The sequence below is a fragment of the Streptomyces hiroshimensis genome (assembly GCF_014650335.1).
Classification (GTDB): domain Bacteria; phylum Actinomycetota; class Actinomycetes; order Streptomycetales; family Streptomycetaceae; genus Streptomyces; species Streptomyces hiroshimensis.
Genome location: NZ_BMUT01000007.1, coordinates 228,532 through 244,237, shown reverse-complemented (window position 1 = coordinate 244,237; position 15,706 = coordinate 228,532). Strand labels below are relative to the sequence as shown.

15 protein-coding genes are annotated in these 15,706 nt (G+C 73.1%); 6 read left to right on the top strand and 9 right to left on the bottom strand.

The genetic code is table 11. From position 1 onward, the window contains the following. Window positions 1–152 precede the first annotated feature (152 nt). The gene (locus IE241_RS18050) at window positions 153–1,379 is read left to right on the top strand and encodes a nitric oxide synthase oxygenase (protein ID WP_190022787.1); all 1,227 of its coding nucleotides are present in this window, start codon (window positions 153–155) and stop codon (window positions 1,377–1,379) included. Here the strand turns inward: IE241_RS18050 and IE241_RS18045 are convergent. After that, the gene (locus tag IE241_RS18045; protein ID WP_190022786.1) at window positions 1,369–2,349 is read right to left on the bottom strand and encodes a GNAT family N-acetyltransferase; all 981 of its coding nucleotides are present in this window, start codon (window positions 2,347–2,349) and stop codon (window positions 1,369–1,371) included. The genes IE241_RS18050 and IE241_RS18045 overlap by 11 nt on opposite strands. 95 nt (window positions 2,350–2,444) lie before the next feature. Then, window positions 2,445–3,251, bottom strand: a complete 807-nt coding sequence (locus IE241_RS18040) for a maleylpyruvate isomerase family mycothiol-dependent enzyme (RefSeq protein ID WP_190022785.1) — start codon at window positions 3,249–3,251, stop codon at window positions 2,445–2,447. Window positions 3,252–3,318: 67 nt separating this feature from the next. Between IE241_RS18040 and IE241_RS18035 the strand changes: the two genes are divergently transcribed. From IE241_RS18035 to IE241_RS18015, 5 genes are all read left to right on the top strand, one after another. Continuing rightward, entirely contained in the window at window positions 3,319–5,193 is a 1,875-nt protein-coding gene (locus IE241_RS18035) for a CASTOR/POLLUX-related putative ion channel (RefSeq protein WP_190022784.1), read from the top strand. A gap of 20 nt (window positions 5,194–5,213) precedes the next feature. Continuing rightward, window positions 5,214–6,155, top strand: a complete 942-nt coding sequence (gene cysD, locus IE241_RS18030) for a sulfate adenylyltransferase subunit CysD (RefSeq protein ID WP_190022783.1) — start codon at window positions 5,214–5,216, stop codon at window positions 6,153–6,155. A 204-nt stretch (window positions 6,156–6,359) separates the two neighbouring features. Beyond that, window positions 6,360–7,727 carry an amino acid permease gene (locus IE241_RS18025; protein ID WP_190022909.1) on the top strand — a complete coding sequence of 456 codons (1,368 nt, stop codon included), beginning with the start codon at window positions 6,360–6,362 and terminating at the stop codon, window positions 7,725–7,727. 146 nt (window positions 7,728–7,873) lie between these two features. Continuing rightward, window positions 7,874–9,880, top strand: coding sequence for a hypothetical protein (locus tag IE241_RS18020; RefSeq protein WP_190022782.1), 2,007 nt, complete (start codon window positions 7,874–7,876; stop codon window positions 9,878–9,880). A gap of 45 nt (window positions 9,881–9,925) precedes the next feature. Beyond that, on the top strand, window positions 9,926–11,476 hold the full coding sequence (locus IE241_RS18015) for an ABC transporter substrate-binding protein (protein WP_190022781.1): 1,551 nt from the start codon (window positions 9,926–9,928) through the stop codon (window positions 11,474–11,476). A gap of 34 nt (window positions 11,477–11,510) precedes the next feature. Here IE241_RS18015 and IE241_RS18010 read toward each other — a convergent pair whose 3' ends face one another. The 7 genes from IE241_RS18010 to IE241_RS17980 form a co-directional block, all read right to left on the bottom strand. After that, on the bottom strand, window positions 11,511–11,834 hold the full coding sequence (locus IE241_RS18010; RefSeq protein WP_190022780.1) for a plasmid stabilization protein: 324 nt from the start codon (window positions 11,832–11,834) through the stop codon (window positions 11,511–11,513). 92 nt (window positions 11,835–11,926) lie between these two features. Beyond that, the gene (locus tag IE241_RS18005; RefSeq protein ID WP_190022779.1) at window positions 11,927–13,720 is read right to left on the bottom strand and encodes a complex I subunit 5 family protein; all 1,794 of its coding nucleotides are present in this window, start codon (window positions 13,718–13,720) and stop codon (window positions 11,927–11,929) included. A gap of 6 nt (window positions 13,721–13,726) precedes the next feature. Further along, window positions 13,727–14,071, bottom strand: a complete 345-nt coding sequence (locus tag IE241_RS18000; protein ID WP_190022778.1) for a sodium:proton antiporter — start codon at window positions 14,069–14,071, stop codon at window positions 13,727–13,729. Next, entirely contained in the window at window positions 14,068–14,826 is a 759-nt protein-coding gene (locus IE241_RS17995; protein ID WP_190022777.1) for an MnhB domain-containing protein, read from the bottom strand. The genes IE241_RS18000 and IE241_RS17995 overlap by 4 nt, the downstream gene beginning before the upstream one ends. Continuing rightward, window positions 14,823–15,071 (bottom strand): Na(+)/H(+) antiporter subunit B, encoded by a 249-nt coding sequence (locus IE241_RS17990; protein ID WP_190022776.1) that lies wholly within the window; start codon window positions 15,069–15,071, stop codon window positions 14,823–14,825. Before IE241_RS17990 ends, IE241_RS17995 begins: the two co-directional genes overlap by 4 nt. Then, window positions 15,064–15,495 carry an MrpF/PhaF family protein gene (locus IE241_RS17985; protein ID WP_190022775.1) on the bottom strand — a complete coding sequence of 144 codons (432 nt, stop codon included), beginning with the start codon at window positions 15,493–15,495 and terminating at the stop codon, window positions 15,064–15,066. The genes IE241_RS17990 and IE241_RS17985 overlap by 8 nt, the downstream gene beginning before the upstream one ends. Then, window positions 15,492–15,668 (bottom strand): hypothetical protein, encoded by a 177-nt coding sequence (locus tag IE241_RS17980; protein WP_168092243.1) that lies wholly within the window; start codon window positions 15,666–15,668, stop codon window positions 15,492–15,494. Before IE241_RS17980 ends, IE241_RS17985 begins: the two co-directional genes overlap by 4 nt. Window positions 15,669–15,706: the final 38 nt, after the last annotated feature.

Genomic DNA, 15,706 nt, shown 5'->3' with positions numbered 1-15,706 from the left:
GGACATGGTGATGGGGCGGCCCGGCGGCCGTCCCGCAGAACTCCTTGGCCGCCGCCATGCCGCCGCATACGATGTCCCGGCGCGCATTCCGAAGGTCTTTTCCCGGCCGTCCGGGCCGAAGCCGGCCGCGGCCGGCGCAAGGTGGGGGCTCGATGACGACCGATCAGCGAAACGGGCGGCACCCGCGGGCGGCCGTGGTGGACCAGGGTGAAGCAGAACGTTTCGTCCGGCAGTTCCACGACGAGTCCGGGCTGGACGACGCCGCCCTCCACACCCGGCTGATCGCGATACGCCGGCAGATAGCCGAGACCGGCACCTACCGCCACACCGCCGAGGAGCTCGTCTTCGGCGCCAAGGCCGCCTGGCGCAACTCCGCCCGCTGCATCGGCAGGCTCTACTGGCAGAGCCTGCGCGTCCGCGACCGCAGACACGTCACGAACGCGGCGGACGTCGCCGCCGAGTGCCTCGCCCACTTACGCACGGCCACCAACGCCGGGCGGATCAGGCCCGTCATCACCGTCTTCCCGCAGGACGACGCCGAGGGCCCGCCCGTCCTCATATGGAACGAGCAGCTCGTCCGCTACGCCGGCTACCTGCGCTTCGAGGGCGGCTACACCGGCGACCCCAACGGGTTCGGGCTGACGGAGCTCGCGACCCGGCTGGGCTGGGAGGGCGCGGGCGGCCGCTTCGACGTGCTGCCGCTGATCGTCCAGACCCGGGGAAACGCCCTGCAGATGTTCGAAATCCCCCCGGACGACGTGCTCGAAGTCCCTCTCAGCCACCCCGGCCTGCCCTGGTTCGCGGAGCTCGGCCTGCGCTGGCACGCCGTCCCCGCCATCTCCCACATGCGGCTGCGCATCGGCGGGCTCTCCTACTCCGCGGCGCCCTTCAACGGCTGGTACATGGGCACCGAGATCGGCGTCCGCAACCTCTGCGACGCCGACCGGTACGACATCCTGCCGGAGGTCGGCCGCAGGCTCGGCCTGGACACCTCCAGCACCCGCACCCTCTGGCGCGACCAGGCGCTCGTCGAGGTCAACCGCGCGGTCCTGCACTCCTTCGACACCGCCGGGGTGACCGTCGCCGACCACCACACCGAATCCGCCCGCTTCCTGCGCCACCTGGCCCGGGAGGAACTCGCCGGCCGCAGCTGCCCGGCGGACTGGTCGTGGATCGTCCCGCCCATGTCCGGCGCGCTCACCCCCGTCTTCCACCGCTACTACGACGAGAGCCGGCCCCGGCCCGACTTCCACCTCGACGACACCGCCCGGCTGCGCGCCCGGGGGATCCCCGCCCCGCCGTACCGGCGCTGCTCCGGCACCGGCCCCGCGCGGTGCGACGCCACACAGGCCGGCGGCACCGGCCGGATCACTTCCTGAGCCCGCCCGGCAGCTGCTGCACGACGGCCGGGCCGGACAGGAACGGAGCGCTGTACGGCTCGGCGTCCACCGGAGAGCCGCTCACCAGGAAGGCCCGCAGCCCGCGCCCCGCCCGGCCGTCCTCGCGGCCCGGCGCGCGGCCGTTCCCGCCGTCCACGCCGTCCGCGTAGCCGAGCATCAGGACCGGCTGCGTCAGCGCGTCCAGTGACAGCACCAGATCGGCCTCGTCGAAGCCCCCCGGATCGGCGAAGTCCTGCGACGGAACCGCCTCGAACGCCATGCTCGCCTTGAAGGTGAACAGCCCCGGCCGGGGGATGTGGCCGTAGAGATTGGGGTCGTCGCCGAGGGTGGCCCACGCGTAGCCCTTCTCGCGGGCCACCCGCATCGTCGCGCAGTACAGCGCGCGCGGCAGACACGCCTGCCGCGCGGCCTCGGTGACGGCGGACCAGCGCAGCCTGACCGCGCTCTCGTCCGGGCACTCCAGCGCGAGCGTGCCGCCCTCCAGCGCCTCCCCCCGGTACAGGAACACGGCGAAGTACTTCTCCGGGCCGTACAGGATGGTCTCCCGGTGCCTGCGCGCGAAGGCCACGCCGTAGGGCATCCCGGCCACCCGTTCCTCGTAGAGGTCGAGGAAGAGGTCCAGGCCCTCGGGCGAGATGCGGTCCTCGACCACCTCCCGCAGGTCCTCCCGCGCGATCGTCCGGCGCGCCTGGTGGATGCGCTGCCGGGACTTCCGGGGCATCCGCCGCAGGAATTCCTCCTCACCGCCGCCGAGAGCGGCCCGCCACGTCACCGTCGACGGTTTGCGCACGAAGCCGCGGCGGGCCAGCTCACCGTGGAGCTCCGGCGGCGGGTCGGTCATCCGGACGACGGCCACGGACTCCGGGGCGGCCCGGGCCCACGGGGCGGAGGCGAGCTCACCGGCACCGATCACGGCGACCGGAAGACCGAAATCGTCGATGATCTCCATCACTCAACTCCCGCAGCCCCGGCGTGCATTCAGGTGCCTGGGGTCTACCAGCCCCACCGGGCGGGGTCAAGGAATACGGGGCCCGCCCGCGGTTTTCAGACCGGGGGGACCAGAACGGCGTAGCGCTCCAGGAGCTTTCGGTCCCCCTGTACCGTGAGCCGGCCGGCGGGAACCCGCCCCCAGAGGAACAGCATCAGGTCCGAAGCCGTGCCGGACACCTCGACGTCACAGGCCGCGTGGCCACCTGTCCCGTCGCCGACGCGGACGTCGTCCCCGTCGAAGCCCACCGTCCACACCCCGGCGCCGTCCGTCCGCCGGAAGCGGTACCGCTCCCCGGAGCCGGGCGGGGCGGCGCTACGGGCACGGCTCCACGGCACCATCACCTCGAACGAGTGGTCCACGGCGTCCGCCGCGAGCGCGGCGTCGACCGGCCGGGCCGTCCCCAGGGCGTTCTCCGCGTCCCAGCGGTGCACGGCCGCCTCGATGGTCTGCACCCGCAGCCAGAAGCCGGTGGTCTGCTCCCGCGACCACGTCCACGCGGGTTCCTCCGGAGCGCGGGTGCGGAACAGCTCCTCCAGCGCGGACGCCCCTTGTGCGAACCAGTCGGCCAGGCTCTGCGGCAGCGGCCCGCGGTTGGGCGCGTGCTCCGGCCGCGGCCAGTCGGCGGTGTCCTCGGGGAGGCCGGCCGCGAAGGCCGGGCCGGAGGCGTCCGGCGGGCCCGGGAGACGGTCCCTGACGATGTGCGTGACGCCCCGGTGCACACTGCCCAGGTGCACGACCAGGTCGGACACCGACCAGCCGGGGCAGGAAGGGACCGGCGGCGCCCCGCCGGCCTCCGACACCCTGCGGGCCACGGCCTCGAACGCCCGTACCTCACGGTGGAAATGGGGAAGGAGGTCCACCCGCCCATTCTGCCACCGGGGCGTGCTCCGCCTGGGATGATCCACCCGGAGCGGAGGGGGAGCGGACATGACGCGCGCGACGCTGCGGGAACGGCTGCGGTACTGGTTCGACGCCACCATGGACCGCGGGACCCCCGCCCTCATCGGCTGGCTCGCCCTGGCCTCGCTGCTGCTGGTCGCCTCGATCACCGTCCTGGTGGTGCTGTGCACCGACGAGGACACCGAGGCCAACGGCGGCTGGGCCGGAGTGGCCTGGATGAGCATGCTGCGCACCCTCGACCCGGGCACGATGGGCGGCGACACCGGGGGACCGGTGTTCCTGGCCCTGATGCTGCTGGTGACCATCGGCGGCATCTTCATCGTCAGCGCGCTCATCGGCGTCCTGACCACCGGCCTGGACATCCGGCTCCAGCAGCTGCGCAAGGGCCGCTCGCGGCTCGTCGAGCGCGGGCACACGATCATCCTGGGCTGGTCGGAGCAGGTCTTCACGGTGGTCGCCGAGCTGGTCGAGGCCAATCAGAGCAAGCGCCGCTCGTGCGTGGTGATCCTCGCCGACCGCGACAAGGTCGCCATGGAGGAGCAGATCCGCACCCGCGTCCCCGACACCGGCCGCACGCACGTCATCTGCCGCTCCGGCAACCCCCTCAAACGGGCCGACCTCGAACTCGTGAGCCCCGACACCGCCCGGTCGGTCATGGTGCTGCCACCCGTCGGGGACGACCGCGACACCAGCGTCATCAAGGTGCTGCTGTTGCTGAACAACCGGACCTGGCGCGGCCGCCGGCCCCACGTCGTCGCGGCCGTGCAGGACTCGGACAACCTCTCGGTGGCGCGCCTCGCGGCGGGGGACACCGGCCTGGTCGTCGACGCCGAGGACTTCGCCGTCCGGCTCGTCGTCCAGTCCCACCGGCAGGCGGGGCTCTCCGCGGTCTGCGACGAGCTGCTCAGCTTCGTCGGCAACGAGATCTACCTGCGGCCCGAACCGGCGCTGACCGGCACCACCTACGGGGAGGCGCTGCACGCCTACGAGCTCGGCATCCCCATCGGCCTGCGCAGGCCCGACGGCGAGGTGCTGGTCAACCCCCCGATGGACACCGTGATCCGGGACGGGGACAGCATGGCCGTCGTCGCCGAGGACGACCTGCTCATCCGCCTCGCCGACACCTGCGCCCCCGTCGTCCGCACGGCCATCTCCTGCCTCCCGGGCCCTGCGCCCGCCCCCGACCGGACCCTGCTCATCGGCTGGAACTCCCGCGCACCGAAGATCGTCAGCCTGCTGGACCAGCTCGTGCGGCCCGGCTCCGTCCTCGACATCGCCGCCCCCCGGTGGCCCGTGGAAGCCCTGAGCGTCCCGCGGGAGAACCTCACCGTCCGCCACCGCCCCTGCGAGCCCACCAGCAGGCGGTCGCTGGAGTCCCTCGGCCCGGGCGGCTACCAGCACGTCGTCGTCCTCTCCGACGAGAGCGTCCCGCCCGACCTCGCCGACGACCGCACCCTGGTCACCCTGCTCCACCTGCGCGACATCGAGGTCCGCCTGGGCGACCCGTACTCGATCGTCACGGAGATGAACGACGACAGCAACCGCGAGGTGGCCCAGGTCACCAAGGCCGACGACTTCATCGTCAGCACCAAGCTCGTCTGCCTGCTGCTGACCCAGCTGGCCGAGAACCCCGGCCTCCACGAGGTGCTGGCCGACCTCTTCGACCCCGCCGGCTCCGAGATCTACCTCAAGCCCGCGCCCCGCTACCTGCGCCCGGGCGCGCAGGCGAACTTCGCGACGGTCATCGAGGCGGCCCGGCAGTGCGGGGAGACCGCCATCGGCTACCGGCTCCGCGCGCTCGGCGACCGGCCGCCCTTCTACGGGGTCTTCCTCAACCCGCCCAAGGCCGCCGCCCTCGCCCTCGGCGAAGACGACCACGTGATCGTGCTCGCCGAGGGGTGACCGTGGGCAGGATGGACGGCATGGAGCCGCAGAGCCCCTCCGGGGACACATGTGCGAACGACGTGCCGCGGGTGCTCGCGCACCTGGAGGTGCTGGAGTCGGAGGCGGTGCACGTCTTCCGTGAGGTGGCGGGGGAGTTCGAGCGGCCGGTGCTGCTGTTCTCCGGGGGCAAGGACTCGATCGTGATGCTGCACCTGGCGCTGAAGGCCTTCGCTCCCGCGCCGTTGCCGTTCGCGCTGCTGCACGTGGACACCGGGCACAACTTCCCCGAGGTCCTGGCCTACCGTGACCGTACGGTCGCCGAGCACGGGCTGCGCCTGCATGTCGCCTCCGTGCAGGAGGCCATCGACACCGGGCGGGTCCGCGAGCGCCCCGACGGCACCCGTAATCCCCTGCAGACCGTCCCTCTCCTGGATGCCATCGCCGGTCACCGTTTCGACGCGGTCTTCGGCGGGGGCCGCCGCGACGAGGAGAAGGCCCGCGCCAAGGAACGGGTGTTCTCCCTGCGCGACGAGTTCGGCGGCTGGGACCCGCGCCGCCAGCGCCCCGAACTGTGGCACCTGTACAACGGCCGCCACGCCCCGGGCGAGCACGTGCGCGTCTTCCCCCTGTCGAACTTCACCGAGCTCGACGTCTGGCAGTACATCGCCCGCGAGAAGATCGAGCTGCCCGCCATCTACTTCGCCCACCGGCGCGAGGTCTTCGCCCGCGACGGCATGTGGCTGGCCCCCGGCGCCTGGGGCGGGCCCCGCGACGGCGAGGAGAGCCGGATACGCACCGTGCGCTACCGCACGGTCGGCGACATGTCCTGCACCGGCGCCGTCGACTCCCACGCCGCCACCATCGAGGAGGTCATCACCGAGATCACCGCCTCCCGCCTCACCGAACGCGGCGCCACCAGAGCCGACGACAAACTCTCCGAAGCCGCCATGGAGGACCGCAAGCGCGAAGGCTACTTCTAGAACAGGGCAGGCCGCTTCTGGAACAAGCCGGTGAACATGCTGGTCACGACGGCGCTCCTGAGGGATCTTGTACTGACGGTTCATTGACCGGCAGACAGATCATTACTGGCAGACAGAGAGGACCTCACGACAGTGAGCTCGCGAACCACGGGGGACCCGGGCGCCGGCACCGAGGGGTACAAACGCACCCTGGGCTCCCGGCAGATGCAGATGATCGCCATCGGCGGCACCATCGGCACCGGCCTCTTCCTCGGCGCCGGCACCGCCATATCGCAGGCCGGCCCCAGCCTCATCATCTGGTACGCCGCCGCCGGCGCCGTGCTCTTCCTCGTCATGCGGGCCCTGGGCGAGCTGCTCACCCACAACCCGGTCTCCGGCAGCTTCGCCGACTACGCCCACCGCTTCCTCGGCCCGTTCTGGGGGTACGCCACCGCCTGGACGTACTGGATCATGTGGGTCACCACCGGCATGGCCGAGATCACCGCGGCCGGGCAGTACGTCAACTACTGGTACCCGGGCTTCGACCAGTGGAAGACCGCGCTGATCTCCCTCGTGGTGCTCGCCTGCGCCAACCTGATCTCGGTGAAGATCTTCGGCGAGCTGGAGTTCTGGTTCGCGATCATCAAGGTCACCGCCATCGTCGGCATGATCCTCATCGGCCTCGGCGTGCTCATCATCGGCTTCGGCGACGCCGGCGACACCGCGTCCGTCAGCCACCTCTGGGCGGACGGCGGAGTCGCCCCGCACGGCGTGTGGAACTCCCTGATGACCCTGCAGATCGTGCTCTTCGCCTACCTCGGTGTCGAACTCGTCGGCGTGACCGCGGGCGAGACCAAGGACCCCGAGAAGAACATCCCGCGCGCCATCAACAGCCTGCCGCTGCGCTTCGGCCTGTTCTACCTCGGCGCCCTCTTCGTCATCCTCTCGGTCGTCAGCTGGCAGGAGTTCCAGCCCGGCACGAGCCCGTTCGTCGCCGCCTTCACCAAGATCGGCATCCCGGCCGCGGCCGGCATCGTCAACTTCGTCGTCCTCACCTCGGCGCTGTCCTCCTGCAACGCCGGCGGGCTGTACGCCACGGCCCGCATGCTGCGCACCGCCGGGCTGAACGGGCACGGCCCCGCGGCCCTCGGCCGGCTCAGCAAGCGCGGCGTGCCCGCCACCGCGGTCGTCATCTCGGCGGTGGTCATGGCCCTGGGCGTGCTCATCAACGCCATCGACCCGGAGCACGCGTTCGCCTACATCACGGCGGTCTCCACCGGCGGCGCCATCACGGTGTGGAGCATCATCCTCGTGACGCACCTGCGCTACCGCCGGGCCGTGGCGGAGGGCCGGGCGGCCGCCTCCTCCTACCGCATGCCCGGCGCCCCGTACACCAACTGGATCGCGCTCGCGGCCTTCGCCTTCGTGACCGTCCTGGTCGTCTGGGACTCCGACACCCGCGTGGCCCTCTACGTCATCGCCGTCTGGTTCGTCCTGCTGGGTCTGGGATATCCGCTCGCACGGCGCCGCCGGGCCGGCACGGCCCCCGCGGCGACCGCCGAGGACACCGCGAAGACCACCGCACGCCGCTGACGGACCGGCGCCCCCGCCCGGGGGGCGCCGGACCACCGGTCCCCCTTATCAGTTGCGACTGAACGCTCCCGCGAACGGCACCCGCGTGGCAGCATTTTCAGCACGGTCGGTGGTGACACGCGCCGACCCGAGGGGGGCTGAGTGACGTGCCGGAGCCTGTGAGACGGCCCTTGGGGATCGAGGGCATCGAGGCGCTCTACCAGGAATGCCGCACCAAGGTCCAGGACGGCCGCGCGGGGCGGGGCGGGCGCGGACTGCCGGTGGTGGTGCTCGTCGGCACCCGCGGCAGCGGGCGGACCGCAGCGCTGGCCTGGCTCGGCTATCTCGGCTCCCACCGCCCGCACGCCTTCTACGACTTCGCCTCCGCCGGGCCGCGCAGGCCGCACGAGGTCGCGGGCCGCCTCGCCTACGGGCTCTCGCACCGCTTCGCCCGCCAGCCCTCCCTGCTCTTCCCCCGCCTCACCCTGGGCCTGCTCGTCGTCGACCCCGGGCTCTCGCTGGACGCCAACGACTCCCGGCGGGCCGGCCACCAGCTGCGCCACGCCCTGCAGGACGCCCACGAGAACAATGCGGCGGCCGACCGTGCCGCGGACGTCGCCGGCCTCCTCCAGGACCTCAACCTCCTGCAGATCCCCGGCATCGGCCTGCTTGCCGGGCTCATCCGCCGCCCACCGCGGCTGCCGCTGGGCATCGCCCGGCGCACCGGCTTCTCCTGGTACGCGGGCCCGCACACCCCGGTGGACGAACTCGTCGCCCTCAACCGGCTCAGCAAGAGCCGGACCGACGTCGACCGGGCCGCCGTGGACCGGCGCCTGTGCGAGGCCTTCCTCGCCGACCTGCGCGGCGAGTACGCACGCCGCCGCCGCGACCGCAACTGCGTGGTGCTCCTCGACAACGTCGACGCCGAGGGCGGCCGGGACTTCCTCGACCTGCTGGTGCGGCTGCGCGACGAGAGCGGCGTCCCCGACCCGCTGCTGGCCGTCGCCACCGCCTCCGACACCGGAAGGATCCCCGGCCCCTTCGCCCGCGGGCCGGCCGGGGTGTGGATCCGCTCGCCGGAGCAGGCCTCCCACGCCGACTGGGAACGGTCCGTCCCCGACCCTCCCCCCGACGCCTCCTGGCACTGGTACTGCGTCCAGTTGCGCGACCTCACCGCGGCCGAGGTCTCCCAGCTCGGTGCCGGCATCGCCGACCGCCTGCCCGAAGCGCCGCCGCTGGCCCACCGGCTGACGCGCGGTCACGCCTGGAGCGCCGGCCGGCTGCTGGAGGCGGCAGCGCGCATCCCCGGCCGCGGGGACGCCGAGGTGCTGCTGCGCGGCATCCTCGCCACCCCCGTCCCCTCCGCCGGCGACGACTCCGAGGCCCCGCCGCTCGACCGCGTCATCCTGCGCGACCTCCTGGACGGCATGAACGAGGAACAGCGCGCCGCGCTCGTCGTGTGCTCCGCCGCCCGCGAGTTCGACGCCGCCTGGGACGCCGACCTGCTGGAGTCCTTCACCCTCCGCACGCGCAACGGCCTCGCCCGCGAGACGGGCACCCGGCTGTGGCTCGTCGACCCCGTCCCCCAGGACGCCGGCGCCCGCGGCGGCCGCGGCTCCGGCTATCTGGAGAACTCCCACCCCCGCCCGCTGTCCGGCAGGCCGGTCCTGCACCCGTGGCTGCGCCTGCTGCTCCTGCAGGAGCTCGCCCGCAGCCGGTCGCGCTGGGACGAGGCCCACGAACAGCTGCAGGTCTGGCACATGCTCTACGGCCACCCGCTGGACGTGCGCTACCACGCGCTCGCCCTCGGCCAGCTCGACGACGTCGTCGACCACCTCGCCCGCAGCCTGACGGAACTGCCCGACACCGACGCCTGGCTCTACGAGCTGTACGCCGTCACGGCCGCGCCCCTGCGCACGCCGGTCCTGCCCGAGCGGACGGCCACGCTGCGCGTGGACCGCATCTCGGCGGAGCTGGCCCCCCGCTCCTTCGCCGAACGCCGCGCCCTGACCATGCTGGTGGCCGCCCTGTGGCTGGCGGGCGACCCGCGCAACCGGCTGCCCGCCGCACGCCCCGAACTCAACGACACCATCGGCTCGATGTTCCAGAGCCTGGCCATGCACTCCGACCCCCGCAGGGTGGGGCTCAGGCACGAGGCCGCGAAGTACATCTGAGCGCGCCGTGGCGCGTGACCACCGCCGTCCGCAAGGAGCCGCATCATGCCCGTGACCCCCGGCCCCGCCGACCCGCTGCCTCCCTGGTGGAAGGGGTGGCCGGGGCTCGCCGCGCTCGTGCTCGCCCTGGCCCTCCTCGCCGGCGGCGCCTTCTGGCTGCTGGGCACGGGCGGCGAGGAGGACCGCTGCGCCGACGACGTGCCGGGCCTCGTATGGGCCGGCTCCGGCAGGGACCGCGAGTGCGTCGGCGTGGTCAACGAGACCGCCTACGCCTTCGACCCCCGGCTCAAGGACGTCACCGAGAAGATCGCCGCGGAGAACCGGCGCGTGCGCGACCAGTGGGAGAAGCCCGTCGCCGTCACGACCCCCGTCCCCTACGTCAAGATCGGCCTGCTGACGCCGATGACCGCCAGCGACAGCAGCGTGCTGCCCATCGAGGAGATCAAAAGCAGCCTCGAAGGCGCCTACGCCGCGCAGTGCCGCGCCAACGCCTGCCCGTCCCTGTCCGCGGTCAACGCCACCGGCGTCCACGGGCGGACCCCGCAGATCCAGCTGGTCCTCGCCAGCGAGGGCAGGAACCAGCTCCACTGGCGGCCCGTCGTCGGACGGCTGGCGGACATGACCGGCGGGGATCACCCGCTCGTGGCCGTCGCCGGCATGGGCGTCAGCGTGCCCGAGACGCAGAGCGCGGCCGACGAGCTCGCCCAGCGGAAGATCCCGGCGATCGGCGCCGTGCTGACGGCGACCAACGTCAACTCGGAGCGCCTGTTCAAGGTCTCGCCGTCCAACACCGACTACGCCAAGGCGCTGCGGCAGCGCCTGGACCGGCTGCCCGCCGAACAGCGCCGCGGCTACCTGGTCTTCGACAGCCGGGACGACAACTACGTACGGACCATGCGCAAGGCGTACGACGACGTCTTCGCCGACTACATCGACAAGCGCCGCGTCTCCTTCGTGGGCACCACCGGCCCCCGCACCGAAGGCGTGCCCAGCCTGTTCTTCAACGCCTTCAACAACATCTGCCTGACCAAGTCGGAGCTGGTCTTCTACGCGGGCCGCGGCCGCGACCTCGCCGACCTCGTGCGGTCGCTGTCCTCGCGCAGCCAGTGCGGGCACGACAAGCCCATCACGATCGTCACGGGCTCCCAGGGCGCCGTGCAGCAGGCGAACGACGTGATGGGGCTGCTCAAGGACAGCAGGATCACCATCCTGCAGGCCTCGGCGACCAGCACGGAGCAGTGGATCAAGGGGATCGAGGCGCCCGGCGGCTTCAAGCCCTTCCTCCAGAGCTTCCGCGACCTGAAGTTCCCCGACTCCGAGCTCACCGACGGCTATGCCGTCATGCACCACGACTCCGTGCTGACGGCCGTGTGGGCGCTGCGCATGGTCACCGGCCAGACCGGCCGGGAGACCCCGACCGTGCAGGACGTCTTCAACCAGCTCACCAACCTCCACGACGCCGCCGTGGTCCCCGCCGCGAGCGGGGATCTCAGCTTCGACGACGCCTCCGGCGGCTGGCCGCACAACAAGCCGGTGCCCATCATCCAGGCCCCCGGCGGCTCCCCGGGGCCCGGGCCGCTGTACAAGACCCCGTAGGGCGGCTGCCGGGGCGGCCGGGCGGGGTCCGGGCTTACCGCCCCAGCTTCCGCTTGAGCTCGGCCTTGTTCATGCGCGACCGGCCGTGGATGTTGCGGCGCTGGGCCTCGGCGTACAGCTGGTCGTAGGTGGGGCCCTCGGAGCCGCTGTGGGAGCGCTGCCCGCCCCGCTTCGAGGAGGACATGTCCTGGATCGAGGACCTGCTCGCCGTCTTCGACTCCCCGGACCGGGCCCGCTCCTTGTTGACGGTGCGCGCGGCGATCTCCTTGGCGCGCCTGGTGCTCTCCCCGCGCTCCTCGGCGCTCTCCTTGATGTGCTCGTACTGCCGTTCACGCTTGGGACTCGAACCTCGCGGCATGATGTCCGTCCTTGGTGTGGTATGTATCGGTTTCCCACCCTGCCCGCGGCCCCGGTCACCTGCAACCGGTCGGCCCGGCACGGGCGCCGGGCTCACCAGAGGGCCAGCAGCGAGACCAGCCCGATGCCGGCCACCGTCCAGGCCACGTAGTCGCCCACGTGCCCGGAGTGCAGCCGCCGCAGCGGTGCGCTCCAGGGCACGGCCCGCGACTCCAGGCCCACGGACCGGGCGGCGAGGGCGACGGCGAGCGCGGCCGACAGCAGGCCCAGGCCCGCGCCGGTCCACGTCCACCAGTCGTACGGGCCCTCCGGCCGCCCGGCGGGGCGGCCGTCGAGCACCGCCGCCGCGTAGCCGGCGTGGTCCGTGAACGCCTCCGCCGCGGCCGAGACGGCGCCGGTGAGCGCGGGCACCGTGCCGACGGCGAGCGCCCCGGCCAGCAGCAGCGCCGCCACCGTCACCATGGGCACGGGAGGGCGGCGCACGCGGCGGCCGGTCTCCGGCTCCTCCTCCCCGCCGGTGGTCTCCGGCCCCTCGTCGTCCTCACGTCCCGCCTGCCCCGCCCCGAGGAAGACACGCGCGGCCACCCGCAGCACCGCTCCGCCGGTCACCGCCGAGACGAGCACGAACAGGGCGGGCAGCCAGGGGGACCGCTCCTCCACGAGCGCCTTGCCCAGGCTGGTGCCGAACGGCGGCAGCCCGGCGAGCGCGAGCCCGCCGGCCGCGAAGAGCAGGCCGGTGAACGGGATGCCGCGGCCCTTGCCGTGCAGCTCGCACTCGTCGACGCTGCCGTGGCGGTCGAGCAGGATGCCGGTGCACGCGAACAGCGCCGCCTTCGCCCCGGCGTGCCCGAGGACGTAGAGCGCGGTGCCGGCGACGCCGTGCGGGGTCAGCAGGGCGATGCCGGTGAGGAACAGCCCGGTGTGCGCCACCGTGGAGAAGGCCAGCAGTCGCTTGACGTGCCGCTGCTGCCAGCACATCAGCGCACCGACGAGCGCGCTCCCCACCCCCAGGACCAGGAGGGTGCGCCGGGCCCCGGCCGCAGGGACGCCGCCGGGCCCGCCGAAGACGGTCGTCCACACGCGCGCGGCCCCGTAGCCGCCCATCTCCACCATGACGCCGGACAGCAGCATGCACACCGGCGTCGGCGCCACGGCGTGCGCGTCCGGCAGCCAGAAGTGGAACGGCACGGCCGCGGCCTTGACCAGCAGCCCCGTCAGCACCAGCACGAACGCGGCGACGACCAGGGCGTCCGCGCCGTGCCCGGCCGCGTCGGCTGCTTGATCCAGTTCCCGGCCGACCTGCGCCATGCCGAGCTCGCCCGTGCGCGCGTACAGCAGGCCGATGCCGAGCAGAGTGGCGTACCCGCCGAGGGAGTTGACGAAGCCGAAGACCAGCGCGCCCTGCACGGGCCGGGCCTCCTCGACGCGGTAGCCGGTCAGGGCGTACCCGACGACGCCCATCAGCTCGAAGAACACGAACGCGTCGAAGAGGTCCCCGGTCAGCGCGAAGCCGCACATGCCGCCCTGGAAGAGCAGCACCAGGGCGGGGAAGGCGCCGCCGTGGCCGTGCGGCGGCTCGTCGAAGTAGCGCCAGGAGTAGGCGAGCACCGCGACGACGAGCAGCGAGGTGAGCGCGGCGAGGCCCAGCCCGATACGGTCGCCGACCAGCACGATCCCGACGCTGTGGCCGTCCTGCGGCCGCCAGGCGCCGACCCAGGAGACCTCCGGAGGGCCGGCGAGCGCGGCGGCGGCGAGGGCGGCGGAGGCCGCGGCGGCCAGGCCCGCGACCGCCTCCGCCACCGGCCGGGGCACATGGCGCCCCGCCGCCACCAGCACGGCCGCTCCCAGCAGCGGCACCACGACGATCAGCGGGAGCAGGCGGTCCACTGCGGCTCAGCCCTTCAGCTCGGACAGCTCGTCGGGGTCGACGGTGCCGTGCCGCTTGGCGGTCTGGACGACGAGGGCGAGCAGCAGGGCGGTCACGGTCGCCCCCACGACGACGTCGGTGAGGGCGAGGGCCTGGACGACCGGGTCGACGACGGGCGCGTCGACCGGCAGGTCGGAGAAGACGGGGGCCGTCGCGCCCTTGCGGTAGCCGACGGCCAGCAGCAGCACATAGGTGGAGGACTGGGTGACGGCCAGGCACCCGACGGCGTGGATGAGATTGCGGCTGGTGGCGATGCCGTGGACGCCGACGAGGAAGACCCAGCCGGCGATCAGGTAGGGCAGCAGGCTCACGCTTCCCGTCCTCCGTCCTTCGCGCCGTCCTCGCTCTCGATCTCCAGCGCCTGGCCGAGGAAGTGCGCGAGCAGCACGACGACCGCCGAGGTGACCTCCACCCCGACGGCGGCGTTGAGCAGCGGCACCGTGCCGCCCGAGGAGAGGGTGTTGAACGTGCCGAGCGGCAGGGTGTTGGCGAGGTAGGCCGAGCCGGCGATGAGCCCGGCCGCGCCGAGCAGAATGTAGGCGGCTTCCCCGGTGCCGTCGGCCAGCTCGAACAGCCCCAGCGGCCGGATGCGCTCCAGCGCCTTGTAGTCGACGGCGATGTACAGCAGGTGCAGGGACGTGGCGACGACCACGCCGCCCTGGAAGCCGCCCCCGGGGCTGAGCTGGCCGTGCGCGATGACGTAGAGACCGATGAGCAGGGTGACCGGCAGCACGAGGAGGCCGTAGCGGCGCAGCGCGGCGGGCACCTCCGCGGGCCCGGGGGCGACGCGCTTCTCGCCGCGGGTCCGCCGCAGCAGGACGACGGTGCCGAGGACGCTGGAGAACAGGACCGTCTCCTCGCCGAGCGTGTCGAAGGCGCGCTGGTCGAAGTTGACGGAGGAGACCGCGTTCGCGGTGTGCTGCTGCAGCGCGGCGCGCACCGCCCGGTCGCCGTAGGGGTGCCAGGAGCCGCCGAAGGCCGGGAGGTCCGTGCAGGCGGCCACGTACAGCGCGGCCGTCGCGAGCAGCCCGGCCGTCAGCACCCACAGCCGCAGGCGGCGTGTCACTCCCGCCGCCCCTTGCGCCGGACCTTGCGGACCGTCAGCAGGATCATCAGCGGGGTGACGGCCGAGCCCACGGCGAGCTGCGCGAGACCGACGTCGGGAGCCTGCAGGACGGTGAACAGCACGGCGAGGGTGAGGCCGAGCGCCGAGAGCACGACGGCCTGCCGGGCCGGGTCACGCTGCAGCACCGCGCCCGTGGCCGCGGCGGCGACGAGCAGCAGCACGACGACGATCAGCGCGTCATGCACGGCGCACCGCCGCCGAGGTGACGATCCCTCCGGCGATCAGCAGCAGGCCGATGAGGACCAGCTTCCCCATGGCCCGGCCGGGACCGGTCGCGATGCACAGGGGGACGACGGTCGCCGGGGCGCCGACCAGGACGGCGGGGGTGAGCAGGCGCAGTCCTGGAGGATTCTCGCCGATCTCGTCGCCGAGGAGGCGGGTGAAGACCAGGGTCCCGGCGGGCCCCAGCACGGCGACGACCAGGGCGAGGTCCACGTAGGACGGCCGTGCGTATCCCTGGGCCAGCAGCAGGAAGACGAGGCACAGCAGGAGCGTCGCCATGTTCTGGGCGACCACGCGCCGCCCGGCCGAGCCGCGCGCCGCACCCCACAGGCAGGGCCCCAGGCCTCCGGTGACGAGCGCGAGGGCAGCGGCCAGCCACCAGTTCACCGGTCCGCGGCCCGGCGGGCGCCGCGCGCGGCCCACGCCGACACCAGGGCCGCGGCCGCCCCGACGGCGATCTCCAGCGTGTCGGCCCGGCTGATGAGGAGGGTCCACACCGCGGTGAGCCCGGCCCACCACGCGAGGATCTCCGCCGCGGCCCGTACGATGCCGTTCAGCATCCGCTCACCTCCGCTTTCCGCGGGAATGCCCCAGTATC

Excerpts from the sequence above, each read along its gene's own strand:
- IE241_RS18050 (WP_190022787.1), top strand. The coding sequence starts at position 153 with ATGACGACCGATCAGCGAAACGGGCGGCACCCGCGGGCGGCCGTGGTG.
- IE241_RS18045 (WP_190022786.1), bottom strand. The coding sequence starts at position 2,349 with ATGGAGATCATCGACGATTTCGGTCTTCCGGTCGCCGTGATCGGTGCC.
- IE241_RS18035 (WP_190022784.1), top strand. The coding sequence starts at position 3,319 with ATGACGCGCGCGACGCTGCGGGAACGGCTGCGGTACTGGTTCGACGCC.
- cysD (WP_190022783.1), top strand. The coding sequence starts at position 5,214 with ATGGAGCCGCAGAGCCCCTCCGGGGACACATGTGCGAACGACGTGCCG.
- IE241_RS18025 (WP_190022909.1), top strand. The coding sequence starts at position 6,360 with ATGCAGATGATCGCCATCGGCGGCACCATCGGCACCGGCCTCTTCCTC.
- IE241_RS18015 (WP_190022781.1), top strand. The coding sequence starts at position 9,926 with ATGCCCGTGACCCCCGGCCCCGCCGACCCGCTGCCTCCCTGGTGGAAG.
- IE241_RS18010 (WP_190022780.1), bottom strand. The coding sequence starts at position 11,834 with ATGCCGCGAGGTTCGAGTCCCAAGCGTGAACGGCAGTACGAGCACATC.
- IE241_RS17980 (WP_168092243.1), bottom strand. The coding sequence starts at position 15,668 with ATGCTGAACGGCATCGTACGGGCCGCGGCGGAGATCCTCGCGTGGTGG.